Genomic DNA, 25,588 nt, shown 5'->3' on the forward strand with positions numbered 1-25,588 from the left:
TGAGGCGCGCCATGTTGCGTCAAATCATTATCCTTCAGGTTAGCGTTCTCAGCGCAAAGTGCTTAACCAGATATCGTCTTACTTATACAGCCCGCGTAGAAAGGTATGCACAAAATCCGGCACCACTTCACTGGCTAAGCCGTACTGGCTTTCCGCGAACTCATTGCCAACCTGACTGGGCTCCAGATTGAGTTCAACGGTATGCGCCCCCTGCAGTTTTGCTTCATGCACAAAACCGGCGGCGGGATAGACATGCCCGGAGGTGCCAATGGCGATAAACAGATTGGCTTTCTCGATCGCCTGATAAATCTCTTCCATGCCGAGCGGCATTTCGCCAAACCACACCACATGCGGACGGAGTCGGGCCGGGAACTGGCAGCAAGTGCAGCGATCGTCCGGCTTCACATCTTCCGTCCAATCCAGCACCTGTCCGCTGCTTTCACAGCGCACTTTTAGCAATTCACCGTGCATATGCAGCACGCGCTGACTGCCTGCCCGCTCATGCAGATTATCGATGTTCTGTGTCACCAACAGGAAGTTGTCGCCCAGCACCTGCTCCAGCTCGGCCAGCGCTTTGTGCGCGGCATTTGGCTGAATCTCCGGCTGTTGCAACTGACGGCGGCGCGCATTGTAGAATCCTTGCACCAGATCGGGATTACGATGAAATCCTTCTGGTGTGGCAACATCTTCAACCCGATGCTCTTCCCATAATCCATCGGCAGCGCGAAAGGTTTGAATGCCTGACTCGGCGGAGATGCCAGCGCCGGTCAGTACCACGACGCGCGGTTGCGGGTGCGCAGCCAGTTCAGCTTTGCGATCGCGTTCAAAGATGCGCTGGCGAAAGCGCTGATGCACTTTGCGGCGATTTTTCTTGTCGCGGGCGAGTCGTAGGCGGCGGCGCGGTATGCGCATAAAAGCTCCTTATGCTGCGGTGGTTGTCACCGCATGTCGGGTGTTTGGCTCAGGATAATGGTTCCCGATAATAGCGGCTGCGCATGACGGCTGCATGCCACAGACGCTGAAAATGTGCGCAGCCGCGAAGGCGGCTGCGTTTTTTATCATTACTGTCCGCTCAGTACGCGAGCCGGATCGATTCGACTGGCACGCCGCGCCGGATACCAGCTGGCAATCAGGCTGAGCAGGATAGCGGTCACCAGCACCGAAATCACATCAATCCAGTGCAGTTCCGATGGCAGGAAATCAATGAAGTAGATATCCCCCGCCAGCAATTGATGACCGGTGAGATGCTCCAGTCCACGCACGATCGGCGTCAGGTTGAGCGCCACCAGCACGCCCACCACGACACCGCTGATGCTGCCGAGCAATCCGGCCAGCAAGCCATACCAGATAAAAATGGCGCGGATCAGGCCATCTTTGGCGCCCAGCGTGCGCAGCACCGCAATATCACTGCTCTTGTCTTTCACCGCCATGACCAGCGTCGAGACGATATTAAAACAGGCCACGCCAATCACCAGCACCATCGCCAGATACATAATCGCGCGGATCATCTGGATATCGCGGTACATGTAACCGTAGGTGCCAATCCAGCTCTTAATATAGACATAGGAGTGCGTGGCCTCACCAGCATCGCGCACCAGTTTTTGCGCCTGGAAAGGATCGCTCATCTTCAGCGCAATGCCGCTGACGCTGTCACCCATATCAAGATATTTTTGCGCATCCGCCAGCGGCACCAGCGCCAGGCTGTGGTCGAGCATCCCGCTGAGTTGCAGAATGCCTGATACCTGCAGACGAATGCGCTTCGGTTGCAGCAGCTTATTTTCACCGTCATTGTTCGGGATCATGATGGTGATCCAATCGCCCTGCTTCACGTTAAGCGATTTTGCAATGCCGCCACCGAGGATGATCTGCTGTTTATCCGCGCCGAACTGCTGCCACGCATCACCATCGACAAAACTCGGCAAGGCGCTCAGCCGCGATTCCTGTTGCGGATCGACACCCTTCACCTGCAACGCCTGCATCTTCGCGCCGCTCTCGATCAAGCCGGTAAAGTTAATGTAAGGCGCCGCTGCCGCAATACCCGGCACCTTTTCAATCGGTGCGATCATCGGGTGCCAGTTGCGGAAAGGCTGATTCACCGGTTCGATTTCACCGTGCGGGACCACGGCCAGAATGCGTTTGTTCAGCTCGCGTTCAAAACCGTTCATCGCGCTCAGGCCAATAATCAACACGGCAACACCCAGGGCGATGCCGATGGTCGAGATGATGGAGATCAGTGAGACCATGCCACCGCGCCGCCGACCGCGACTAAAGCGCAGGCCAAGCAGCAGGGATAATGACGAACCCATCAGATAGCTCCCAGCGTCAGATGCTCGCTCAGCTGACCATCGCGCATCTCCATCTGGCGATTCAGACGTTTAGCCAGATTCAGATCGTGCGTCACCACCAGAAATGCGGTGCCCTGCTGCTGATTCAGCTCGCCCAGCAGTTTGAAAATCGCATCGGCATTACGCGCGTCCAGGTTACCGGTCGGTTCATCCGCCATCACCAGGCGCGGACGGTTCACCAGCGCACGCGCAATTGCGACACGCTGACGCTCACCGCCTGACAGCTCAGATGGACGATGCGCAGCACGTTTTTCCAGTCCGACCGCCGCCAGCATTTCCAGCGCGCGCGAGGCGGCTTCTGCTTTTGCAGTTTTGCCAATCAGCAATGGCATCGCCACGTTCTCCAGCGCCGTGAAGTCTGGCAATAGATGGTGGAACTGATAGATAAAGCCCAGCTCGCGGTTGCGCAGTTCGGCTTTCGCTGCAGAGGACATGGCATTCAGTGATTTGCCGTCGAACACCACGTCACCCGAAGTGGGCGCATCGAGGCCGCCGAGCAGATGCAGTAAGGTACTTTTACCTGAGCCGGAGCTACCAACGATGGCCGTCAGTTCGCCTGGCTGCAGGCTAAAAGCCACATTGCGCAGCACATCGGTCTGCACGCTGCCTTCCTGATAGCGTTTGCACAGGTCACGACACTGCAACAAAGGGGTATTACTCATAACGTAAAGCCTCAGCGGGTTGAACGGCGGCAGCGCGCCATGACGGATAAAGGGTTGAGAGCAGCGCGACGATCATGGAGACCAGCGCGATAGTGACCACCTGCCAGACGTTGATATCGACCGGCAACGCCGCGCCATCCAGGAACAGGCCAATCACCGGCATCAAATTATTAAGCTGGCTGGCGAGCAGCACACCCAGCAGCGTACCGAGCAAGGTGCCGATAATGCCAGCACTGGCGCCCTGGACCATAAACACCGCGACGATCTGTCGGCGGGTTAAGCCCTGAGTTTGCAGAATCGCCACTTCACCCTGCTTTTCCATGATCAGCAGACCGAGTGAAGTAATGATGTTAAACGCCGCTACCGCGATGATCAGGCTCAGCAGCAGCCCCATCATGTTTTTTTCCATGCGCACCGCCTGGAACAGATCGCCTTTGCGCTCGCGCCAGTCTTTTAACGTCAGGCCATCCGGCAGGTGCTGTTCACTGAAGGCATCCACATTCAGCGGTTTATCCAGCCACAAACGCCAGCCGGTGATGTTACCCAGCGGATAGCGCATCATGCGGGAGGCATCCTGCTGATTAACCAGAATCTGATAGGCATCGACTTCACTGTTAGCAGCATAGGTGCCAGCGACGGTGAAGATACGCTGGCTTGGCAAGCGACCTACCGGCGTGAACTGGCTCACCGTAGGCACCATCAGACGCAACTGGTCGCCACATTTCACACCCAACTGAGACGCCAGTTGTTCGCCGAGAATTACATTATATTGGCCCGGTTGCAGCACGCTTTGCTGAGTATTGACGAGGTAAGGCGTCAGCGGATCCTGCTCATCAGGATTGATGCCCAGCATCACGCCCACAGAAACGTTGCGCGCACTTTGTAGCACCACATCCGCGGTGGTCAGCGGGGCAACACGCGTGACGCCCTGCAGTTTGAGGCTCTCCGCCGTCACCTGTTGTGGATTGATGCTGCCTTTGTCGCTGGTGACCAACGCTTGCGGCATCAGGCCGAGGATATTGCCCTCCAGCTCACGCTCGAAGCCGTTCATCACCGACAGCACAGTGACCAGCGCCAGCACGCCCAGCGTGATACCGATGGTGGAAAGCCAGGAGACGAAGCGACCGAAGCGGTCTGAGGCACGTCCACGCATGTAGCGCAAACCGATGAATAACGCGACTGGTTGATACATGAGATCCGTCTTGGCAGTTGCCTGAAAATAAGTAGTGGGATGATAAAGGAGCAGCCCTGTTTATGAAACCTCTAACCCTCTGAGTCTGTGGCAAAGTTGCATCCAAATACGTCGCAATCTGCGGCAATGCATAAAATTGCGACAAAATAATGATACTCATTGTGCGTTTATTAGGCATACCCTGCGGTAGACTCGCTCTTGCAGTTAAGAATTTATGTCCAACCGGCATCGCAGTCAGCCCAAAATAATTCGTGCTGTAGCAAGGTGGCAAGCCTGTGAATCCCCGGGAGGTTACTGAAGTCAGTGACGGGGGTTCGCAGACGCAGCCAATACCGCCACAGCGCGAAGTATGCAGGGCGAAAAGGAGTACATCTCATGTTCAGATATCCCAAAGGCAGTATCGTGAAGCACAAATCGGGAGAAATCAGAGGCGAGATCGTCAACGTCTTTGAACAGGGAGATGCGGCAACCGGCTATTACGTGAAGTGGGACGACGGCAATCACAGCTATCATCTGGAAAAAGAGCTGTCCTGGGCCAATGTCGATCGCCCACGCATGCACTACACACAGCAATCCAGTAAGTGACTGGGGTTCGCAAACGCAGCCAACGCGGCCACAGCGCGAAATATGAAGGGCGATGAGAAATAGCACCGCGACAGATGATCCTCAGGGCGGATTATGGAATGATGACGCCCTGGAATCCAAGGAGAGAATGTCGAGTCCTTATGTCGGAACAGAGTCGTTATACCCTGCCTGCGAAAGCGGGCGATCATCGTCAGCTCGGCGAACTGATTGGCGCCGCGCAGGCGGTTGAGTGCGCCAGTATCATCGAACGCCACCCGGGTCCGGTGTTGATGATTACGCCGGATATGCAATCTGCCCTGCGTCTGCAGGAGGAGATTCGCCAGTTCACCGATCTGCCGGTCACCAATCTCGCCGACTGGGAAACGCTGCCTTACGACAGCTTCTCGCCGCATCAGGACATTATCTCCGCCCGTCTTTCCACCCTTTATCAACTGCCCAATCTGACGCGCGGCATGCTGATTATGCCGGTCAACACGCTGATGCAGCGCGTCTGTCCGCACAGCTTCCTGCACGGCCATGCGCTGGTGATGAAACAGGGGCAAAAACTCTCGCGCGATGCGCTGCGTGATCAGCTGGAGCAGGCTGGTTATCGCCATGTCGATCAGGTGATGGAACACGGCGAGTACGCCACGCGTGGCGCGCTGCTGGATCTGTTCCCAATGGGCAGCGATCAGCCCTATCGCATTGACTTCTTTGATGACGAAATTGACAGCCTGCGCCTGTTCGATGTGGACAGCCAACGCACGCTGGAAGCGGTTGATGCCATCAATCTGCTGCCTGCGCACGAGTTTCCTACTGATAAAGCAGCGATTGAGCTGTTCCGCAGCCGCTGGCGCGAACTATTTGATGTGCGCCGCGAGCCGGAGCATGTCTATCAGCAAGTGAGCAAAGGCACGCTGCCGGCCGGGATCGAATACTGGCAGCCGCTGTTCTTTGAGCAGGAGTTGCCCACCCTGTTCAGCTATCTGCCTGCTAACACGCTGGTACTCAACAGTGGCGATCTGCATGGCAGCGCCGATCGCTTCTGGCAGGATGCTAACGCGCGTTTCGAAAATCGTCGCATCGATCCTATGCGCCCGCTGCTGGAGCCTGCAACGTTGTGGCTGCGCCCGGACGCGTTGCTTGGCGAACTGAAAGCCTGGCCACGCATGCAGCTCAGCAGCGAAACGCTGCCAGAAAAAGCCGCCAATACCAATCTCGGCTATCAACCGCTGCCGGAACTGACAGTGCAGGCCCAGGCTAAAGCGCCACTCGATCTGCTGCGTCAGTTCATGGAGCAGTTTGATGGGCAGATCATTTTCTCAGTAGAAAGTGAAGGCCGCCGTGAAAGCCTGCAGGAGCTGCTGGCACGCATCAAACTGCGCCCACAGCCGATTGAACGCTTTGAAGAAGCCGCCAAACAGCCGCACAGTTTAATGATTGGCGCCAGCGAACGCGGCTTTATTGATAGCGCGGGCCATCGTGCATTGATTTGTGAAAGCGACCTGCTGGGTGAGCGTGTCAGCCGCCGTCGCCAGGATAATCGCCGCACCATCAATCCCGATGTGTTGATCCGCAACCTCGCCGAGTTACACCCCGGCCAGCCGGTGGTGCATCTGGAACACGGTGTGGGCCGTTATATTGGCCTGACCACGCTGGAAGCCGGCGGTATTGTCGCGGAATATCTGATGCTCTCCTATGCGGGCGACGCCAAGCTGTACGTGCCCGTTTCATCACTGCACCTGATCAGCCGCTACGCGGGTGGCGCGGATGAGAATGCCCCGCTGCACAAGCTTGGCAGCGATGCCTGGTCACGCGCACGCCAGAAAGCGGCCGAGAAAGTGCGTGATGTGGCGGCCGAACTGCTGGATATCTACGCCCAACGCGCGGCCAAAACCGGCTTCGCCTTTAAGCACGATCGCGATCAGTATCAACTGTTCTGCGAAGGCTTCCCGTTTGAGACGACGCCGGACCAGGGCCAGGCCATTAATGCCGTGCTGAGCGACATGTGCCAGCCGCTGGCGATGGATCGTCTGGTGTGCGGTGACGTAGGCTTTGGTAAAACTGAAGTGGCGATGCGCGCCGCCTTCCTCGCGGTAGAGAATGCCAAACAAGTCGCGGTGCTGGTGCCCACCACCCTGCTGGCGCAGCAGCATTACGATAACTTCCGCGACCGTTTCGCCAACTGGCCGGTGCGTATTGAGATGCTGTCACGCTTCCGCAGCGCCAAAGAGCAGAGCCAGGTGCTGGAACAGGCGCGTGAAGGCAAAGTGGATATTTTGATCGGCACGCACAAGTTGCTGTCAAACGACCTGAAATGGCACGATCTCGGCCTGTTGATTGTCGATGAAGAACATCGTTTTGGCGTGCGTCACAAAGAGCGTATTAAAGCAATGCGCGCGGACGTTGATATCCTGACTCTGACTGCCACGCCGATCCCACGTACGCTGAATATGGCGATGAGCGGCATGCGCGATCTGTCGATCATTGCGACACCGCCAGCTCGCCGTTTAGCGGTGAAAACCTTTGTGCGCGAGTACGACAGCCTGGTGGTGCGTGAAGCGCTGCTGCGTGAAATTTTGCGCGGCGGTCAGGTTTACTATCTCTACAACGATGTCGAGAACATCGAAAAAGCCGCACAACGCCTGGCGGAGCTGGTGCCTGAGGCCCGCATCGCCATCGGTCACGGCCAGATGCGCGAGCGCGAGCTGGAACGGGTGATGAATGATTTCCACCACCAGCGTTTTAACGTGCTGGTGTGTACCACCATCATCGAAACCGGTATTGATGTGCCGAGCGCTAACACCATCATCATTGAGCGTGCTGACCACTTTGGCCTGGCGCAGCTGCATCAGCTGCGTGGCCGCGTCGGACGCTCACACCATCAGGCCTATGCCTGGCTGTTAACGCCGCATCCAAAAGCCATGACCACTGATGCGCAGAAGCGTCTGGAGGCGATTGCCTCGCTGGAAGACCTGGGTGCTGGCTTTGCGCTGGCGACGCACGACCTTGAAATTCGCGGTGCCGGTGAACTGCTGGGCGAAGATCAGAGCGGCCAGATGGAAACGATCGGTTTCACGCTGTATATGGAACTGCTGGAAAACGCGGTCGATGCGCTGAAGGCCGGGCGCGAGCCGTCGCTGGAAGATCTCACCAGCAACCAGACCGAAATCGAACTGCGCATGCCTGCGCTGCTGCCGGATGACTTTATCCCGGATGTGAACACGCGTTTGTCACTCTATAAACGCGTTGCCTCAGCCAGTGACGAGCAGGAACTGGCTGAGCTGAAGGTTGAGATGATCGACCGTTTCGGCAAATTGCCGGATGCGGCGCGCAACCTTCTGGATGTGGCGGCTTTACGTCTGGTGGCGCGAGAACTGGGCGTGCGTAAAATTGAAGCCAGTGAAAAAGGCGGATTCTTCGAGTTCGCGCCGCAGAACCATGTCGATCCCGGTTGGTTAATTGGCCTGCTGCAAAAAGATCCTAAACAGTGGAAATTGGATGGTCCAACCCGTCTGAGATTCACTCGTGATTTGGAAGAGCGCAAAGTACGGATGGAGTGGGTGCAGGGCTTCATTGCCGAACTGGCGAAGAATCGGGTTTAGCCGCATCTCGCCTGGCAAAGCAATACCTTGCGCTTCTGCATGCAACATTGTGGCTATCGGGACGCGAGATGAATCTCGCCGCTCCGGTTTACACCATAAAAAAAGCGCCTTACGGCGCTTTTTTCGATACTGCTGCTGTGACGTGTCTTTGCCCAATCAGGCCTGATTCGAATTCAGGATCAGCTGACCATTACGGTCAAGCGGAATGCGGGTGCCAGGGTCATTCTCCATACGGATTTTGCCCTGCTGGTCGCCTATTTTATAGGTCACATCATAACCCAGCATTTTTTCCTGTTTGTCATAAACGGTTTTGCAACGCTGCTCGTTGGTGGTGTAGGTATCACGATCCTGCAGTGCCCCCTGCACCTGGTTACCACCGTAACCGCCCGCCAGCGCGCCCGCTACCGTTGCGACATCGCGCCCACGACCGCCACCAAACTGGTGACCGAGCACGCCGCCCGCCACTGCACCCAGTACTGAACCGGCGATGCGGTTCTCATCCTGTACCGGACGACGATGCGTTAACGTCACATTGCGACACTCCTGTCGCGGTTGTTTAATGCTCTCTTTGATCGGCGTAGCCGAGAGAACTTGTGCATACTGCGGGCCGCGATCAAAGACATCCATGCTGGCGACTGCGGCAACCCCTAACGCTGCTGCCACGCCGATACCGATACCCGCTAACATTGATTTATTCACAGGAATGTCCTCCTGAATGTTGTTACCGCGCATTCCTGCCGCTACGAAATCCTGTGTAGCCGAGGCATAACCGGCGTGCGCGCCGCGCCGTGTTTGTGGATATAAGTTTTACAGATGGTCCGTAATTGCAACATCAGATTAATGGAGGAAACGCAACGGAAAGCCGTCAGGGCCAGTTTTTCGGAGAGTTCTGAGAGAAGCTGAAATACCGCCGTAACCTTAAACTGAATTGTCGTTTTTCAGCGGGTTACGGCGGGCGGAGCGGCATCGGGCGGCAGATAACCGCCCGGAAATCATTAGTGCAACTTGAGGCGAGGACGCAGCACGCGGTTCAGGCTACCGACCAGCATCATCAGGCCGGTTTTGAAGTATCCGTGGAGCGCAATCTGATGCATGCGATATAGAGAAATGTAGACGAAACGCGCAATGCGCCCTTCTACCATCATCGAGCCGCGCATCAGGTTGCCCATCAGGCTACCCACCGTGGTGAAGCGTGACAGTGACACCAGCGAACCGTGATCCTTATAGACGTAAGCTTTGAGCGGTTTGCCTTTGCGTTGTGCCAGAATATTTTCCAGCGCGCGTGACGCCATCTGGTGTGCAGACTGCGCGCGCGGTGGCACAAAACCGCCGCCCGGCAGTGCGCAGGAAGCGCAGTCGCCAATCGCGTAGATGTCATCATCCAGCGTGGTTTGCAGCGTGTCTTTCACCACCAGCTGATTGATGCGGTTGGTTTCCAGCCCACCAATCTCTTTCATAAAGTCCGGCGCCTTAATACCGGCAGCCCACACCATCAGGTCAGCATTGATAAATTCGCCGCCTTTGGTATTGAGCCCCTCTTCTGTCGCGCTGGTCACCATGGTTTGCGTCAGGACGCGTACGCCGAGCTTGGTCAGTTCCTGGTGTGCCGCAGCAGAAATGCGCGGTGGCAAGGCTGGCAGAATACGCTCACCGGCTTCCACCAGCGTCACGTTCAGTGCAGAGCTATCAAGGCCTTTGTAGCCATAGCTGTGCAGCTGCTTCACGGCATTGTAGAGTTCTGCTGACAGCTCAACGCCGGTGGCGCCGCCGCCGACAATCGCAATGTTCACTTTTTCCAGGCTACCTTCACTGGCGGAGAAGCGCAGGAACAGGTTAAGCATCTCGTTGTGGAAACGACGAGCCTGATGCGGGTTATCGAGGAAGATGCAGTGATCTTTCACACCCGGTGTGCCGAAGTCATTGGAAGTACTGCCCAGCGCCATCACCAGACGGTCATAAGCCATCTCGCGCTGCGGCACCAGCAATTCACCGTTAGCATCGCGGATTTCCGCCAGCTCAATGGTTTTGTTTTCGCGGTTGATTTGCGTCAGCGAACCCAGCTGGAACTGAAAACCGTGATTACGCGCGTGCGCCAGATAGCTCAGGGCATCGATCCCTTCATCCATCGAACCGGTTGCCACTTCATGCAGCAATGGCTTCCACAGATGGCTGTGGTTGCGATCGACGAGAATAATCTCGGCTTTTTTCTTCCGACCCAGCTTGTGGCCGAGCTGCGTTGCCAGCTCTAAGCCGCCGGCACCACCGCCAATAATGACGATTTTTTCCATAGATGTAGTCAACAAAGACCCCCTCAAAGTTGTAAACCAATAGTTAATTAATGGTTACTAAAAACCTTAATAAACATAGGGTTGGCGACATTAAATCGCGAGCTGAGGGCAGAATATCACGGCGCTAACGACATATCATAAGAAAATTGATGTACATCAATCTTTCAAGCGCATTATCAGAATGTTAAACGTTTTGTGCGCCGCATCACACGGCGCGCGGAGGCTCAGGCGAGGGATTTAAAGGCCTTAATGCGGTGTAAATGCGGCGAGATATTCTTGAATTTATGGCTGGCCTGTTCGTCCCACACGATTTCATAGAAAGGATGCAGTTGCGCGGCCGTGCGCTGATTATCCAGCGCCTCGTCATGACGGGACAAAATGGTCAGGCAGCGATCGCGATTCTTTTCGCGAAAATCACTGACGCACTTGGTGGCGATATCCAGATACTCTTCCGGACGATCAATCTTGCCTTCCATGTTCTCAAACGGAAACAGGTTGGGATTGAAGATCACCTGGCGCATACCGCAGAGAAAACCGATACGTTCGGCCCAGTAACCCCCAAGCCCCACCCCGCAAATCAAGGGATGCGCATCACCGCCCTGCTGCTGCAATTTATCGCACTCTTTCAACAGAAACTGCATGTCATGTTTGGGGTGTTGCGTGCTGTAACTGATGAGTCTGACGTCCGGGTCAATAAACTGCAGTTGCAGCACTTTTTCGTGGTTGCCCGGACTGTTGGAATCAAAACCGTGCAGATAGATGATCATGATTATCCTCAGCGTGGAATGAAATCCGGGCAGCGACGCTTATCTGCCCGACGCTTTATGCTCCAGCCAGCGCTCCTGCAGTGCGCTCAGCTGATGATGATTCTGCTTCCAGCGTTCACTGGATTGCAGCGCTTCTCGGGTATAACGCCCCTGATGGTATAACTGCGTCACACGCTCCGCCTGGATCGGCGTCAAGTTATCCAGCACACTCACCGCTCCGGCGCGCTGATTGCACACCAGGATCATGTCGCAGCCGGCATTGAGCGACTGCTGCGCGCGCTCAGCATAACTGCCCATTACCGCAGCACCTTCCATCGACAGATCGTCGGAGAAAATGACACCGTTGAAGCCCAACTCTTTGCGCAACACCGTTTGCAGCCAGTAAGGCGAGCCGCTGGCAGGTAACGGATCCACCTCAGTATAGATAACGTGCGCGGGCATCACCGCATCCAGCAACTGTTCATCAATTAACTGTTTGAAGATGGCCATGTCATGCTGGCGCAGCGTGGCGGCATCGCGCGGATCACGCGGGGTCTCTTTGTGGGAATCAGCACTCACCGCACCGTGGCCGGGGAAATGCTTGCCGGTGGTTTTCATGCCCGCTTCGTGCATGCCGTTGATAAAACGGCGGGCAATTTGCAATGCAATCGCGGGATCTTCATGGAAGGAACGGTCGCCAATCGCCGCGCTGATGTGGCCAATATCCAGTACTGGGGCAAAGCTGATGTCGATATCCATCGCAATCATTTCCGCTGCCATCTGCCAGCCCGCCTGCTGGGCGACTTCACCCGCCGTGGCGATATCGTGCAGGGCGGCAAAAGATTGCATCGCGGGGAGTTTGGTAAATCCTTCACGGAAGCGCTGCACGCGCCCGCCTTCCTGATCCACGGCGACCACTAAACGATTACGCGAAGCGGCGCGAATCTGGCGCACCAGTTCTGCCAGCTGATCCACATCGTGGAAGTTGCGGGCAAACAGAATCAGTCCGCCCACCAGCGGATGTTGCAGAATCTCACGCTCTTCGGCGTCGAGTTCGTAGCTTTCAACATCCAGCATCAGCGGGCCGGGAGTATTCATGGTCATGGTTACAATCCTGAGTTAAAGATCCTGCCAGCTGGCCTGCGCCAGCTGTTGTAAATGAGGGTCACCGCTCTGTTCAGCGCGCAGCTGATACCAGCTGGCCATCAGCAGGTGCAGCCACGGCTGCCAGCGCCGCATATGTCGCTTAAGTTGCGCTTCGTCAAGCTGGCTGCGTTGCGCGTAATCCGCAATCCAGTCGATTTGGTGTTCTCCATCGACCGCGCAGAGCGCCGCGAGTTCCAATGCCACATCACCATCGGCAGCATATTCCCAATCGATGAGACGTAAGCCATCTGGTGTGGCAATCACATTGCCGGCGTGAACATCCATATGAATCGGCACGAGGCGTAACGGCCGGGGTTCACCCTGCCTGATCAGGCGCTGGAGTTGATGTTGCCAGCGCCAGTGGCGTTGCTGGCACAACTGCCAGTAGTGCTGCAACAGCGGTGTCAGTCGCAAGCGATAGCCTGTTAGCGGCTGCTGATGCAGGCGATGCAGCAAGGCAAGCACCGCATCACGCTGTTGATTGAACTGCGCAGGGGTCAGCACCTCGCCGGGCAACCAGCTCTGTAATAACCAGGGATGATGCCAATCCAGTGGCGACGGCCCGAGGTGCGCAGCACGCATTTGACGCAAGATGCGATATTCGCGCTGACGATCAACAAACGGGAGCGGTTGCTGCGGCGCACGACGCGCCAGCAGCTCACCCTGCTCGGTTTTCACCCGAACACTGTTGCCACTCAATCCCGGCAGCGCGAAAAAATGACCGGCAGCTTGCGCCGTCGGCCATTGTTGCTGAATCCGTTGTTGCAGTAAGGGATCAGGGTTGAGCAATACCATTGCCTGACCAGATAATTTCACCGGTCTGCACCAGCATCAGCTGCATCTGCAGCGTTGGTGCTTTCACATCGCCTTGTGCGCTGCTGTAAAGCACATACTGCGCGTTGACATTGCGTGCCAGGCCAATCGCTTTGCTGCGCGAATTGAGGCTGTCATCGGCTGATAAGCCCAGCGCCTGTTTGGCCTGTGCCAGCTGTTCTGGCGTCACCAGCGTGAATTTGCCGTTGTTTGCCAGCGCATTCTGGATGGCATCGGTGGCTTTATCGCTCTGCAACGCGCCGTTGGTGCTGTTCTTGATGCGGTCCACCAGCAGCACACTGCCTGGATTCACACCCGCAGACTGCACCATATTCCCCACTAATGGCTGCACGCTGGCATTCCAGTTAATGGTTTTCAGCTTCGGTGGCTGCGGCACATTTTCCGGCGGCGGCACCGGCTGCACAGGTGGCTGCTCCGGTTGGGTTGGCGTCGTCGGCTGGGTCGGTTCAACCGGCGCCGGTGTTTGCTGTTTCACCACACAACCGGTGAGCATCAACGCAAATAACAGCGCGCTGGAACGTTTTACACTGCGAATCACAGGTTACTCCTCAGAGATAAAGATAGAGACGCACCTTACTGGCGGTCAGGTTACCGATTTGCGAGACAACTTCAGTGCTGCCATGCGCCGGGACAACTTGGGTCTGAGCCGGCTCTTCCGGGGTAATCTCCAGTCCCTTCTCGTCATACCAATAGAAACGGTAATGTACGGTCACTGGCGTTTCCCGCTGATTAAAGAGGACGCTCGAGGCTCGCATTTGCCCATCACGGCTGGCCAGCGCGGGTTCATCGGTGATGATGCCCGCAGAAAGCACGGAAGACTCCATCACCAGCGATTGCGACGTGTTGATCATCGGTTTGTCACTGCTACACCCGGCAAGGGACAGCAGCAGCAGGCCACTCAGCCATTGACGCATCACAAGGTCCGCCTGAGGTTAGATAGACAGCATCGGACCCAGCGGCTGACCGCCGACCAGGTGCATATGAATATGATAAACCTCCTGACCACCATGACGATTACAGTTCATGATCAGGCGATAGCCATCTTCGGCAATCCCTTCTTCTTTCGCAATTTTCGCCGCCACGGTAATCATACGGCCCAACGCATGCTCGTGTGCTTCCTGCACGTCATTAGCGGTGGGGATCAATACATTAGGGATAATCAGAATGTGCGTTGGCGCTTTAGGCGCGATATCGCGGAAGGCGGTGACCAGTTCGTCCTGATAAACCACGTCGGCGGGGATTTCGCGACGAATGATTTTACTGAAAATGGTTTCTTCAGCCATGGTGCATTTCCTTAAGCCTGAGTTCAGTCAGGCAGTATGCGCGAGGAATTCGTTTGCTTTCAACCTCCGTACCACTTTTCTTCTGTTAAATGGCTGCCTTTACGCCATTTCATCCCCCAGGCAGCATTGCTGTGCTCTCCCTCTCAAATTTATGCCGTCGCCGATCAATAAAATGAAACGCTGTTTTATAAATTAGAGATATCACGCCAGTTTCTTTGTGTTTTTGCCACTCAACCGTCAACCCTTGCCAAATCGCGAAGGTTTGCCGCTGCACGGCGCTCTACTTTCTATCCAATCCGGGCAAGCAGTACGGAGTAATGAGGGATGTGTCATCCGTCGATTTCAAGGAGAACCTGCCATGCAGTCTCGTAAAATTAGTCTGGGCCACTATCTGGCTTACGGTTCCGGGGATTTCCTCGGCGCCGGCACCACGGCGCTCACCGCTGCCTGGTTACTCTATTTCTACACCACCTTCTGCGGGCTTTCGCCGATTGAAGCCACCTTTATTTTTGCTGCTGCCCGCGTGATGGATGCGGTCGTCAGCCCGCTGATGGGCTTTCTCACCGATAACTTCGGGTCCACCTGGCTTGGCAAGCGCTTTGGCCGCCGCAAGTTCTTTATCCTGCTCGGTATTCCGTGTGTTTTCAGCTATAGCCTGATGTGGATAGGCGACATGAGTTTCTGGTGGTATCTGCTGACCTATCTGCTGTTCGATATGGTCTACACCATGATTCTGGTGCCCTACGAAACGCTGGTTCCGGAGATGACCGATGACTTTAAACAAAAGAGCCGCTTCTCCGGCGCGCGTATCGCGTTGGCGCAGCTCTCCTCCATTCTGGCGGCCTTCCTGCCAGGCATTTTGATTGGCTGGTTTGGCAAAGAGAATCCCATCTCCTTCTTTTATGCCAGCCTGGTGTTCTCGGTGATCTGTGCGCTGGTGCTAACCCTGGTGTGGCGCTTCACCTGGGAACGCGCACCGGAGGATTTTTCCGCCGAGTCACGTCGGGCTGAAGAAGAAAAGACGCAACTCTCGCTGTTCCAAAGCCTGAAACGACTGTATATCGAGCTCGCCTCCACGCTGCGCATCCGCATCTTTCGTCAGCATCTTGGCATGTATTTGGGCGGTTACATCGCTCAGGACGTCTTTAATGCAGTATTTACCTGGTACGTGGTGTTGGTACTGTTGCAGAGCGCGCAAATCGCTTCCAGCCTGATGGGCACGATGGCGGTGCTGCAATTTATCGCGGTGATGGCAATGATCCCGCTGTGTATACGCCTCGGGCCGGCCCCAGCTTATCGTCTGGTGGTGGTGCTGTTTGGCCTCAGCGCCCTCTCCTACGCCGGGCTGTGGTACAGCGGAATGAACGATAACTTCGCGCTGTTAGTACTGATCTCGGCCTTCGCCGGTTTAGGACGTGGTGGCATCAACTATGTCCCGTGGAATACCTATACCTATATCGCCGATGTCGATGAAGTGATCACCGGACAGCGACGCGAAGGTATTTTCGCCGGGATCATGACGTTGACACGCAAAGCCTCGCAGGCCGGTGCCGTGATGATCGTTGGCATTCTGCTGCAACTGGCCGGTTTTACCTCCGGCAAAGCTGAGCAGGTTCCTGCGGTGAGCCACAGCATTCTGCTGATCCTCAGCATCGGCACCGTTGGCGTACTGACCTGCGGTTTCATTGTCTCGCTGCGCTTCAAACTTAATCTGCATACCCACACCGTGCTGCGCGAAGAGACGCTGAAGATGCGTGAAGCCGGACGCGTTGTCCCGGAACGAATGACGCCGCAGGCACGTGCCATCGTCGAAACGCTAGCGGGGATGCCCTATGAAAATCTGTGGGGCAATAACAATGTCGGTTACCTCAACCGCAATAAGCCCCCGGCGCCCGCGCTATCCACACAGCGCGGCAGCTTACCTCCTCTCCCTACCCTGATTAACGATAGGAATGAACCATGACTGTATTTCCGGTAAAACACAGCGCTCTGTTACGCCAGCCTGAATACCTGTTGCCACGCAGTGAGTTAGTGCAACTGATCCACAAACTCACCGACAACCTGGTCAATATTACCGACCACAGCGGCGAGTTTTTGCTGCGGCTGGATGATGGCCGCGTCATTGATACTAAGGGTTGGGCTGGCTGGGAATGGACGCACGGCATCGGGCTGTATGGCATGCTGCATTACACCCAGCAGACCGGGGACCAGGCGACACTCAAAATCATCGATGACTGGTTTAGCGCGCGCTTAGCAGAGGGCACGCCGACCAAAAACGTTAACACCGTGTGCCCGTTCCTGACGCTGGCTTATCGCTATGAAGAGACGGGTAACGCAGCATGGCGCCCGGTGCTGGAACGCTGGGCTGAGTGGGTGATGTATGAAATGCCGCGCACTGAGCAAGGCGGTTTGCAGCACGTCGTTTACAACAACGAAAATACCCAGCAGCTGTGGGACGACACCCTGATGATGAGCGTGATGGCACTGGCGAAGATCGGCCAGCTACTCGATCGCCCGGAGTTTGTCGAAGAAGCCAGCTATCAATTCCTGATCCACACCCAATACCTGATGGATCGCCAAACCGGTTTGTGGTTCCACGGCTGGACCTTCGATGGCCGACACAACTTTGCCAATGCCCGTTGGGCACGCGGTAATAGCTGGCTGACCATCGTCATCCCGGATTTCCTTGAAATGATGAACTGGCCGGAACAGCATGCCACGCGTCGCTTCCTGCAGCAGGTATTGGCCAGTCAGGTAAAGGCATTAGCCGCTTGCCAGCACAGCAGCGGTCTCTGGCATACCTTGCTTGACGATCCACAAAGCTATCCGGAAGCGTCTGCCACGGCGGGATTCGCTTATGGGATTCTCAAAGCGGTGCGTAAACGATATTTGTCTGATGAATATCGCCCGATGGCGGAAAAAGCTCTGCGTGGCGTGATCGCCAATATTGATGAAGACGGAGAGTTAAAACAGGTCTCCTTTGGCACCGCGATGGGCAGCGATTTGGACTACTACCGCCAGGTGCCGCTGACGTCAATGCCCTATGGCCAGGCGATGGCGCTGCTGTGTCTGACGGAGTATTTGCGGGTTTATCTGTAGTCGTACCAAAGGTGAGGTGCGAGGAAGCGGCGGCAGAGGAGTAAAGCGTCCCGCGACAGAGATGTCGCGGGACGAGCCTCTAGCCCTTACATATTTCGAATATAATCATCCATCTCAGTTTTCAGGTTATCGGACTTGGTGCCGAAAATCGCCTGAACACCGGAACCAGCCACCACCACGCCACGCGCGCCGAGGTTTTTCAGTTCATTTTGATTCACTTTCGCCACATCCGCGACGCTCACACGCAAACGCGTAATACAGGCGTCAAGATTGGTGATGTTCTCTTTACCACCAAATGCAGTAACCAGTTTGCCTGCCATCTCGCTACCGGTGGCGCTGCTCTGTTCCATTGCGGTGTCCTCACGTCCAGGTGTTTTCAGATTCAATTTCACAATCAGTACACGGAAAACGGTGTAATAAATCAGGCCGTAAATGATACCGACAATCGGGAACAACCAGATCTTGCTGCTGTTACCGCTCAGCACCACAAAGTCAATCAGACCGTGTGAGAAGCTGGTGCCATCACGCATGCCCAGCAGAATACAGATTGGGAATGCCAGACCCGCCAGAATCGCATGGATGACATACAGAATCGGCGCCACGAACATGAACGAAAATTCAATCGGTTCGGTGATACCGGTCAGGAACGAGGTCAGCGCGGCGGAGATCATAATGCCGCCCACTTTGGCGCGGTTTTCCGGCTTAGCCGAGTGCCAGATAGCAATCGCAGCCGCAGGCAGACCGTACATTTTAAACAGGAAGCCGCCAGAGAGTTTACCTGCGGTTGGATCGCCCGCCATATAGCGTGGGATATCACCGTGGAACACCTGACCTGCGGCGTTGGTGAACTCACCAATCTGCATCTGGAAAGGCACGTTCCAGATATGGTGCAGACCAAACGGCACCAGCGAACGCTCAACCACACCGTAAATGCCGAATGCCACCACCGGGTTCTGATAAGCCGCCCATTGTGAGAAATCCTGAATCGCAGTACCAATTGGTGGCCAGATAAAGGACAACACAATACCCGTGAAAATCGCGGTCAGACCGGAAATGATCGGTACAAAACGCTTACCGGCGAAGAAGCCAAGATATTCAGGCAGCTTGATGCGGTAGAAACGGTTAAACATATACGCGGCGATCGAACCGGCAATGATCCCGCCCAGCACCCCGGTATCGGCAAGGTGTTTCGCCTCAATTTCCGCTGGCGGCAAGTGCAACACTAATGGTGCAACCACCGCCATGGTTTTCACCATGATGCCGTAAGCAACCACGGAAGCCAGTGCCGATACGCCATCGTTATTGGTAAAACCGAGCGCCACGCCAATCGCAAAGATCAGCGGCATGTTAGCGAACACGGAACCGCCCGCCTCCGCCATCACATGTGAAACCACAGCAGGCAACCAGCTGAAGTTAGCCGAACCAACACCTAATAAAATACCGGCAATCGGCAAAACCGATACCGGCAACATTAGCGATTTACCTACTTTTTGCAGGTTCGCAAATGCGTTCTTGAACATAGAAGCTCCTGAGTATGAGTGCATATTTGCGCAGTGCGCTGGCAAAGGGGGAGGATCCTTCACCGGGGTGACGCTGAGCGTCTTTTGATTTATTACGAAGGGTAAAATAAATCGATATTTGTTACTTTGACGGCTATCACGTTTCGCTCAAGACGAACGCTTGCTTTCTGTTATTTTTGACTGAATTGCCTGGAGAAACAGCAATAAATCACTGCCCGTGCCGCGTTATATGCCGCACAGGTCAGTGATTATGGATTTATTACAGAGTTTGAAATAAAGCGGATTAGCCGCCGAGTCGGCTCATTGGGACATGGAACAGACGCGAGAAGTTTTCTGTGGTGGCCGCGGCCAGGGTTTCGATATCCACACCTTTCAGCACAGCCATATAATCCGCGACATCGCGCGTAAAGGCAGGCTGGTTTTCTTTGCCACGATGCGGAACCGGCGCCAGATACGGCGAGTCGGTCTCTACCAGCATGCGATCCAGCGGCACGTAGCGCGCGGCATCACGAATCTGTTCAGCATTGCGGAAGGTCAAAATGCCGGAGAAGGAGATATAGAAGCCCATATCCAGCAACTGCGCCGCAGTCTCTTTATCTTCAGTAAAGCAGTGCAGTACGCCACCACACTTTTCCACCTGCTCTTCACGCAGGATCGCCAGCGTGTCTTCACGTGCATCACGAGTGTGTACGATGATCGGCTTATTCAGCGCGATGCCGGTACGGATGTGTTCACGGAACGAGGCTTGCTGCTGCGCTTTGGTCTCCTGCTGATAGAAGTAATCCAGCCCGGTTTCGCCCAGTGCAATCACCTGCTCTTCAGCGGCCAGTCGACGAAACTCTTCGACATCGTACGGCGCTTCCTGATTCAACGGGTGCACGCCGCACGCCAGAGCGATGTTTTCCCTGTCGCCGACCAGTTGCTTGATCTTGTAGTAATCCGGCAGCGTGGTGGCAATCGCCAGCATAAACTTCACGTCACGCGCTGCGGCTTTGGCGATCACATCGTCCAGATCGCGGTGCTGCTTCTCATAATCCAGGCCATCAAGATGGCAGTGCGAATCAACAATAAACATACTTCTCTCTTTTGCGCTTAGCCGACCGCCGAGGGCGACATTAAGCGTCCCCAGGCTAACAGGCGATCGGTCAAAATCAGTTCACGGTTCAGGGCGGCGACATGCAACAGTTGCTCACGACACTGCATCCACTGCTGGGCGCTGGCGTTGAGCGCGCTGCTGCTAAGCTGCTGAGCCAGTTGCGATACGACCTCAGGATGGTCGCCGTTGCTCAACCAGTTGCTGGCACCCTGCTGCACTTTCATGGCATCCACCAGTAACGAAATCAGCCAGCTGAGACGCTCTGCCACATCGTCGCTGTTCAGCGCGGGCAGCAGTTGCAGTACATCGCTGTTCAACGCGCTGAGCAAGGTTTCACACAGCTTCTCACGTGCCTGCCAGCGCTCAGGCTGTAGCAGGGTCAACGCCGCAGCAGGTGCGCCATTGCTCAAGCGCAAAGCGGCTCGCAGTACTGGCTCGGATTGCGGCAACTGTTTCTGCAACCATTGCAAACTGGGCAGCTCTTCCGGTGGGGAAAGATGCCATGTCATGCAACGGCTGCGCAATGTTGCCAGCAAACGTGATGGCTCACGGACGCTGAGGAAAAACCAGCAGTTGGCAGGAGGCTCTTCCAGGGTTTTCAACAACGCATTAGCGGCGGCTTCAGTGAGCTGAGCCGCATCCGGCAACCAGACAATCTTTGCTCCGCCCTGCTGAGCAAAATGGTAGAGCTTCTCGGTGACGTCACGTACCGCATCAATACCCAGTGAAGATTTGCCTTTTTCTGCTTCCAGGCGATACCAGTCAGGATGCGTCTGCGCCTGCATCAGCTGGCAGCCGTGGCAATGGCCGCAGCTCTTCAAGCCTTCTGGATGTTGGCACATTAACCAGCGGCTAACACCCCACACTAACGCATCGTCACCCATGCCATTAATGGCCTGTATCAGCAAGGCATGGTGTGCCTGACCGCTTTGATGACGGCTGATAATCTGCCGATAGGGCTGATTCAGCCACGGATACCAGTTCATGCCGCCTGACCTGCCAGCCATTTTTGTAGCGCTGATTTAAGTGACGATGTCACTTCTTCAATATTTTGTGTGGCATCAATGGTTAAAATGGTGTCATCGCAGGCAGCCAACGCCAGATAACGGTCACGCGTGCGTTCAAAGAAACGCAGTGATTCCTGCTCAATACGATCGAGTTCCCCTCGAGCACGCGCGCGTTGCAGGCCAATTTCCGGTGTCACATCAAGGTATAGGGTCAAGTCCGGACGGAAGTCGCCCAATACCGCATCGCGCAGGGTGGTCATCAACTGCGTATCCAGGCCACGGCCACCGCCCTGGTAAGCCTGGGATGAGAGATCGTGACGGTCGCCAACCACCCAGGCGCCACGCGCTAATGCAGGCTTAATCACGTTCTCGACTAGTTGAACACGGGCAGCATACAGCATCAGCAGTTCGGCTTTGTCAGTCACCTGTTCGCCATCAATTCCCTGCTTCACCAGCACGCGCAATTGTTCTGCCAGCGGCGTGCCGCCGGGCTCACGGGTGAATACCACATCGTCGATACCCTGCTCATGCAGCACCGCCACGATAGCATCACGCGCAGTGGTTTTGCCCGCACCTTCAAGGCCTTCAATGACGATAAACTTACTTTTCATTTTTTTCCTTCATGGCCAGCCGATAGACCTGCACCGCTTTATTATGGCTGGCGAGATTGGTGGTAAAGGTATGTCCACCTTTGCCATCCGCGACAAAATAGAGATAGTTGGTTTTTTCTGGATGCGCCGCCGCTTCCAGCGAGGCTCGACCTGGCATCGCGATAGGACCTGGCGGCAATCCGCTAATCGTGTAGGTATTGTAATCCGTCGGCGTTTCGAGGTCTTTACGCGTAATCGTACCGGTATAGTTATCGCCCATACCGTAAATCACGGTAGGATCGGTTTGCAGCTTCATGCCGGTGCGCAAGCGATTAATAAAGACCGAGGCAACGCGCGCGCGCTCTTCCGTCACGCCGGTCTCTTTTTCGATAATCGAGGCCATGGTGACCAGATCTTGCTCTTTTTTATAGGGCAAATTGTCCATCCGCCCCTGCCAGATCTCATCCACCAGTTTATTCATGCGCGTGTGCGCACGCTCCAGCAGCGATACATCACTGGTGTTAGCCGTATACAAATAGGTGTCGGGGTAGAAAGCGCCCTCAAGCTGATTTGCATCCATTTTCAGCGCAGCGGCGACGGTCGCAAACTGATCGTCAGTTAGCGTATGTTTGATATAGGGCGCTTGACGCAGTTCGGCCAACCACTCCTTCAGGCGAGAACCCTCGACAAACCGCACCGGAAATTGCGCTTCTTTACCGCTGGCCAGCAACTGCAGCAGCTGCCTTACTGTCATTTTGCTTTCAAGTCGGTAGGTTCCGGCTTTGAACTTCGCGAGCTCAGGCTCAAGTTTCAATAGCGGCCCAAACCAGATACTTTCCGGAATGATGTGCTGGCTTTCCAGTTGCGCTTCCAGCACGACCCGACCACTACCTGCGGGCAATGTGTAGATCGTTTCCTGATTAATAGTCAAAGGGGTATCGGCTAAACGTTCAATCTGCCAATAACTCAATGCCGCCGCGAGGCCGGCAATCGCCACAGCGCTGGCGAGTATTTTTTTCATTCGGGTCATGATGCTTCCATCTTCTGGCAACTGTTATACAGCTGCTGGTACAGCGTGCGTGCGGTGAACGAAACATCGTCAATTTTCCGCACAGGTAAAACCGGCATCAGGGCATTGCAGATCACCACTTCATCGGCGTTCAGCACATCGTCCCTGCTTCCTTCAATCAACTGACAAGCCTGGCCTTCCGACGCCATCTTCGCCATCAGATAACGGCGCATAATGCCATCGACACCCGCTTGCTCAAGACGCGGCGTGAAAACCTGATCGCCTTTGCGCCAAAATAAATTGGCCGCACAGCATTCCACCACCGTCCCTGCAGTGTCAAGCACCAGCGCCTCATCAGCATCGGTGTGGTCGAGCTGCTGACGGATCAGCACCTGTTCCAGTCGGTTAAGATGTTTGAGACCGGCGAGCAGTGGATTACGCGCCAGTCTCACGGGGCTGGTTATCAGCGCTGCACCCTGCTGCTGCAACGTGGCGTAGTGTTGCGGCCACGGAGAAAGGGAGAGGATGCGCGTCGGGGTTGTGCAACCGGTTCGGCTATATCCCCGTCCACCGACACCTGGCGTCAGAATCACTTTTAAAACCGACTGGGTTTGACCATTGGCGGCATGCTGCATCTCCTCGGCCAGCTGCGCCATATCCGGTAAGGGAATGAATAAACGCTCACAGCCTTCCTGCAATCGCTGCAAATGGGCGTTCAGCAGTTGTATCTTGCCTGCCACTACCGCAGCAGTGGTAAAACAGCCATCACCAAACTGCACCGCGCGATCGCGCGCAGAAAGTTCGAACTGCTCTACGCCGTTTATCCACATACCGCTCACCTTTGGCTACCCTGCCAGTCTGAATACCACTGACAGCGGTAAGAATCCACGTAACTGCGTGACAAAATATAAAAAAGGCCCGCATTGCGGGCCTCTGTTTGGCTGGGTAAAGCTTATACCTTGCGGAAGATCAGCGAGCCGTTGGTGCCGCCAAATCCGAAGGAGTTACACAGCGTGTACTCCAGCCCGCTCACCTGACGTGCTGTATGCGGCACGAAGTCGAGGTCACAACCTTCATCTGGGTTATCCAGGTTGATGGTTGGCGGAACCGCCTGGTCGCGCAGCGCCAGAATCGAATAAATCGCTTCTACCGCGCCTGCTGCACCCAGCAAGTGCCCAGTCATGGATTTGGTAGAACTCACCATCACGCTGTGAGCCGCTGCACCAAATACAGACTTGACCGCCTGAGCTTCAGCTTTGTCACCCGCAGGCGTTGAAGTACCATGCGCGTTGACGTAGCCAATCTGTTCAGCGTTCAGCTGCGCATCACGCAATGCATTCACCATCGCTGCTGCGGCACCTGAACCATCCTCCGGCGGAGACGTCATGTGGTAAGCATCGCTGCTCATGCCGAAACCGATGATTTCAGCATAAATTTTCGCACCGCGCTTTTTCGCATGCTCGTACTCTTCCAGCACCACAATGCCTGCACCATCACCCAACACGAAACCATCACGGTCTTTATCCCACGGACGGCTTGCCGCCTGAGGATTATCGTTATTGGTTGAGAGCGCACGTGCAGCACCAAAGCCACCCACACCCAGCGGGGTACTGGCTTTTTCAGCACCACCGGCCAGCATGACATCGGCGTCGTTATACGCAATGATACGCGCAGCATGACCAATGTTGTGCACGCCTGAAGTACAAGCAGTTGCAATAGAAATGCTTGGACCTTTCAGACCGTACATGATGGTCAGGTGACCTGCCACCATGTTAACAATGGTAGAAGGAACAAAGAACGGGCTGATTTTGCGCGGACCGCCGTTAACCAGTGAACTGTGGTTGTCTTCAATCAAACCCAGTCCGCCGATGCCGGAACCGATAGCTGCGCCGATGCGACCGGCATTCTCATCAGTTACGACCAGACCGGAGTCCGCCATAGCCTGAATACCAGCAACAATGCCGTATTGGATGAAGTCATCCATCTTGCGCTGATCTTTGCGCGAGATGAATTCATCGCAATTAAAATCTCTTACTAAGCCCGCAAAGCGTGTTGCGTAGGCACTAGTATCAAAATGGTCGATCAGGCTGATGCCGCTCTGACCGGCAAGGAGAGCACTCCAGGTAGACTCTACGGTATTGCCGACAGGAGACAACATGCCAAGACCAGTCACAACTACACGACGCTTAGACACGTACGTCCTCCAGGGAGGGAAAAAATAACGCTATGTGGGGCAAACATAAAACTCAGGCGGTCGAGGTGACCGCCTGAAGATATTCATTAGCCTTGGTGGCTATTGATGTAATCGATCGCTGCCTGAACGGTAGTGATTTTCTCAGCTTCTTCGTCTGGAATTTCAGTATCAAACTCTTCTTCCAGAGCCATTACCAGCTCAACGGTGTCAAGAGAATCTGCACCCAGGTCTTCAACGAAAGAAGCAGTGTTAATCACTTCGTCTTCTTTAACACCCAGCTGCTCAGCTACGATTTTCTTAACGCGTTGTTCGATATCGCTCATACTATTTAATTTCCTATCAAAACTCGCTTTCGCGATGGTTTTCGTAGTGTATAAAATGTTGAAAAAGATGCAACAAAATCCCGGC

At 55.3% G+C, this 25,588-nt stretch carries 24 protein-coding genes; 4 read left to right on the top strand and 20 right to left on the bottom strand.

The features are described from left to right. Positions 1 to 78: 78 nt before the first annotated feature. The 4 genes from cobB to lolC form a co-directional block, all read right to left on the bottom strand. Positions 79 to 912: a Sir2 family NAD+-dependent deacetylase gene (cobB, locus tag ACCW76_RS02425; RefSeq protein WP_034822045.1), complete on the bottom strand. Its 834-nt coding sequence runs from the start codon at positions 910 to 912 to the stop codon at positions 79 to 81. Between the two features lie 149 nt (positions 913 to 1,061). Beyond that, positions 1,062 to 2,306, bottom strand: coding sequence for a lipoprotein-releasing ABC transporter permease subunit LolE (lolE, locus tag ACCW76_RS02430; RefSeq protein WP_436337630.1), 1,245 nt, complete (start codon positions 2,304 to 2,306; stop codon positions 1,062 to 1,064). Continuing rightward, a complete protein-coding gene (gene lolD, locus ACCW76_RS02435; RefSeq protein WP_034822051.1) occupies positions 2,306 to 3,007 on the bottom strand; it encodes a lipoprotein-releasing ABC transporter ATP-binding protein LolD in 702 nt (233 codons plus the stop codon). Before lolD ends, lolE begins: the two co-directional genes overlap by 1 nt. Continuing rightward, positions 3,000 to 4,199, bottom strand: coding sequence for a lipoprotein-releasing ABC transporter permease subunit LolC (gene lolC, locus ACCW76_RS02440; protein ID WP_436337631.1), 1,200 nt, complete (start codon positions 4,197 to 4,199; stop codon positions 3,000 to 3,002). The genes lolD and lolC overlap by 8 nt, the downstream gene beginning before the upstream one ends. A 375-nt stretch (positions 4,200 to 4,574) precedes the next feature. Here lolC and ACCW76_RS02445 point away from each other — a divergent pair, with 375 nt between their 5' ends. Next, on the top strand, positions 4,575 to 4,784 hold the full coding sequence (locus ACCW76_RS02445) for a hypothetical protein (RefSeq protein ID WP_038647560.1): 210 nt from the start codon (positions 4,575 to 4,577) through the stop codon (positions 4,782 to 4,784). Between the two features lie 140 nt (positions 4,785 to 4,924). Beyond that, positions 4,925 to 8,368 (top strand): transcription-repair coupling factor, encoded by a 3,444-nt coding sequence (mfd, locus tag ACCW76_RS02450; protein ID WP_436337632.1) that lies wholly within the window; start codon positions 4,925 to 4,927, stop codon positions 8,366 to 8,368. 156 nt (positions 8,369 to 8,524) lie between these two features. Here the strand turns inward: mfd and ACCW76_RS02455 are convergent, their stop codons facing one another. The 8 genes from ACCW76_RS02455 to hinT form a co-directional block, all read right to left on the bottom strand. Continuing rightward, positions 8,525 to 9,067 (bottom strand): glycine zipper 2TM domain-containing protein, encoded by a 543-nt coding sequence (locus ACCW76_RS02455; protein ID WP_034822117.1) that lies wholly within the window; start codon positions 9,065 to 9,067, stop codon positions 8,525 to 8,527. 296 nt (positions 9,068 to 9,363) lie between these two features. After that, positions 9,364 to 10,668: an NAD(P)/FAD-dependent oxidoreductase gene (locus tag ACCW76_RS02460; RefSeq protein WP_156102801.1), complete on the bottom strand. Its 1,305-nt coding sequence runs from the start codon at positions 10,666 to 10,668 to the stop codon at positions 9,364 to 9,366. Positions 10,669 to 10,880: 212 nt separating this feature from the next. Then, positions 10,881 to 11,423, bottom strand: coding sequence for an alpha/beta hydrolase YcfP (ycfP, locus tag ACCW76_RS02465; protein ID WP_038647566.1), 543 nt, complete (start codon positions 11,421 to 11,423; stop codon positions 10,881 to 10,883). A 39-nt stretch (positions 11,424 to 11,462) separates the two neighbouring features. Beyond that, positions 11,463 to 12,506 carry a beta-N-acetylhexosaminidase gene (gene nagZ, locus ACCW76_RS02470; protein ID WP_436337633.1) on the bottom strand — a complete coding sequence of 348 codons (1,044 nt, stop codon included), beginning with the start codon at positions 12,504 to 12,506 and terminating at the stop codon, positions 11,463 to 11,465. Between the two features lie 15 nt (positions 12,507 to 12,521). Beyond that, positions 12,522 to 13,364, bottom strand: coding sequence for a thiamine kinase (gene thiK / locus ACCW76_RS02475; protein WP_436337634.1), 843 nt, complete (start codon positions 13,362 to 13,364; stop codon positions 12,522 to 12,524). Further along, entirely contained in the window at positions 13,324 to 13,920 is a 597-nt protein-coding gene (gene lpoB / locus ACCW76_RS02480; protein WP_436337635.1) for a penicillin-binding protein activator LpoB, read from the bottom strand. Before lpoB ends, thiK begins: the two co-directional genes overlap by 41 nt. A 10-nt stretch (positions 13,921 to 13,930) precedes the next feature. After that, positions 13,931 to 14,296: a YcfL family protein gene (locus ACCW76_RS02485; protein ID WP_436337693.1), complete on the bottom strand. Its 366-nt coding sequence runs from the start codon at positions 14,294 to 14,296 to the stop codon at positions 13,931 to 13,933. Positions 14,297 to 14,314: 18 nt separating this feature from the next. Then, positions 14,315 to 14,665 (bottom strand): purine nucleoside phosphoramidase, encoded by a 351-nt coding sequence (gene hinT / locus ACCW76_RS02490; protein WP_038647576.1) that lies wholly within the window; start codon positions 14,663 to 14,665, stop codon positions 14,315 to 14,317. A 358-nt stretch (positions 14,666 to 15,023) separates the two neighbouring features. Here hinT and ACCW76_RS02495 point away from each other — a divergent pair, with 358 nt between their 5' ends. Together ACCW76_RS02495 and ACCW76_RS02500 are read left to right on the top strand one after the other, a co-directional pair. Further along, entirely contained in the window at positions 15,024 to 16,628 is a 1,605-nt protein-coding gene (locus tag ACCW76_RS02495) for an MFS transporter (protein WP_436337636.1), read from the top strand. After that, positions 16,625 to 17,764: a glycoside hydrolase family 88/105 protein gene (locus tag ACCW76_RS02500; protein WP_436337637.1), complete on the top strand. Its 1,140-nt coding sequence runs from the start codon at positions 16,625 to 16,627 to the stop codon at positions 17,762 to 17,764. The genes ACCW76_RS02495 and ACCW76_RS02500 overlap by 4 nt, the downstream gene beginning before the upstream one ends. Before the next feature lie 86 nt (positions 17,765 to 17,850). On the opposite strand, the gene ptsG is transcribed toward ACCW76_RS02500, so the two are convergent. The 8 genes from ptsG to acpP form a co-directional block, all read right to left on the bottom strand. Then, positions 17,851 to 19,284, bottom strand: coding sequence for a PTS glucose transporter subunit IIBC (gene ptsG / locus ACCW76_RS02505; RefSeq protein ID WP_200537259.1), 1,434 nt, complete (start codon positions 19,282 to 19,284; stop codon positions 17,851 to 17,853). A gap of 283 nt (positions 19,285 to 19,567) precedes the next feature. Next, positions 19,568 to 20,359 carry a metal-dependent hydrolase gene (locus ACCW76_RS02510; protein WP_034830707.1) on the bottom strand — a complete coding sequence of 264 codons (792 nt, stop codon included), beginning with the start codon at positions 20,357 to 20,359 and terminating at the stop codon, positions 19,568 to 19,570. A 17-nt stretch (positions 20,360 to 20,376) separates the two neighbouring features. After that, on the bottom strand, positions 20,377 to 21,366 hold the full coding sequence (gene holB, locus ACCW76_RS02515) for a DNA polymerase III subunit delta' (protein ID WP_436337638.1): 990 nt from the start codon (positions 21,364 to 21,366) through the stop codon (positions 20,377 to 20,379). Continuing rightward, a complete protein-coding gene (tmk, locus tag ACCW76_RS02520) occupies positions 21,363 to 21,998 on the bottom strand; it encodes a dTMP kinase (RefSeq protein ID WP_045813869.1) in 636 nt (211 codons plus the stop codon). Before tmk ends, holB begins: the two co-directional genes overlap by 4 nt. Continuing rightward, positions 21,988 to 23,007: an endolytic transglycosylase MltG gene (mltG, locus tag ACCW76_RS02525; RefSeq protein ID WP_436337639.1), complete on the bottom strand. Its 1,020-nt coding sequence runs from the start codon at positions 23,005 to 23,007 to the stop codon at positions 21,988 to 21,990. The genes tmk and mltG overlap by 11 nt, the downstream gene beginning before the upstream one ends. Next, on the bottom strand, positions 23,004 to 23,816 hold the full coding sequence (gene pabC / locus ACCW76_RS02530; RefSeq protein WP_436337640.1) for an aminodeoxychorismate lyase: 813 nt from the start codon (positions 23,814 to 23,816) through the stop codon (positions 23,004 to 23,006). The genes mltG and pabC overlap by 4 nt, the downstream gene beginning before the upstream one ends. Before the next feature lie 122 nt (positions 23,817 to 23,938). Further along, positions 23,939 to 25,180: a beta-ketoacyl-ACP synthase II gene (gene fabF, locus ACCW76_RS02535; RefSeq protein ID WP_034830699.1), complete on the bottom strand. Its 1,242-nt coding sequence runs from the start codon at positions 25,178 to 25,180 to the stop codon at positions 23,939 to 23,941. Positions 25,181 to 25,266: 86 nt separating this feature from the next. Further along, entirely contained in the window at positions 25,267 to 25,503 is a 237-nt protein-coding gene (gene acpP, locus ACCW76_RS02540) for an acyl carrier protein (protein WP_007885774.1), read from the bottom strand. Between the last annotated feature and the right edge of the window lie 85 nt (positions 25,504 to 25,588).

Origin of the sequence: Pantoea sp. C8B4 (assembly GCF_051336905.1) — a bacterium.
In the GTDB taxonomy this organism is placed as follows: domain Bacteria; phylum Pseudomonadota; class Gammaproteobacteria; order Enterobacterales; family Enterobacteriaceae; genus Pantoea; species Pantoea rwandensis_B.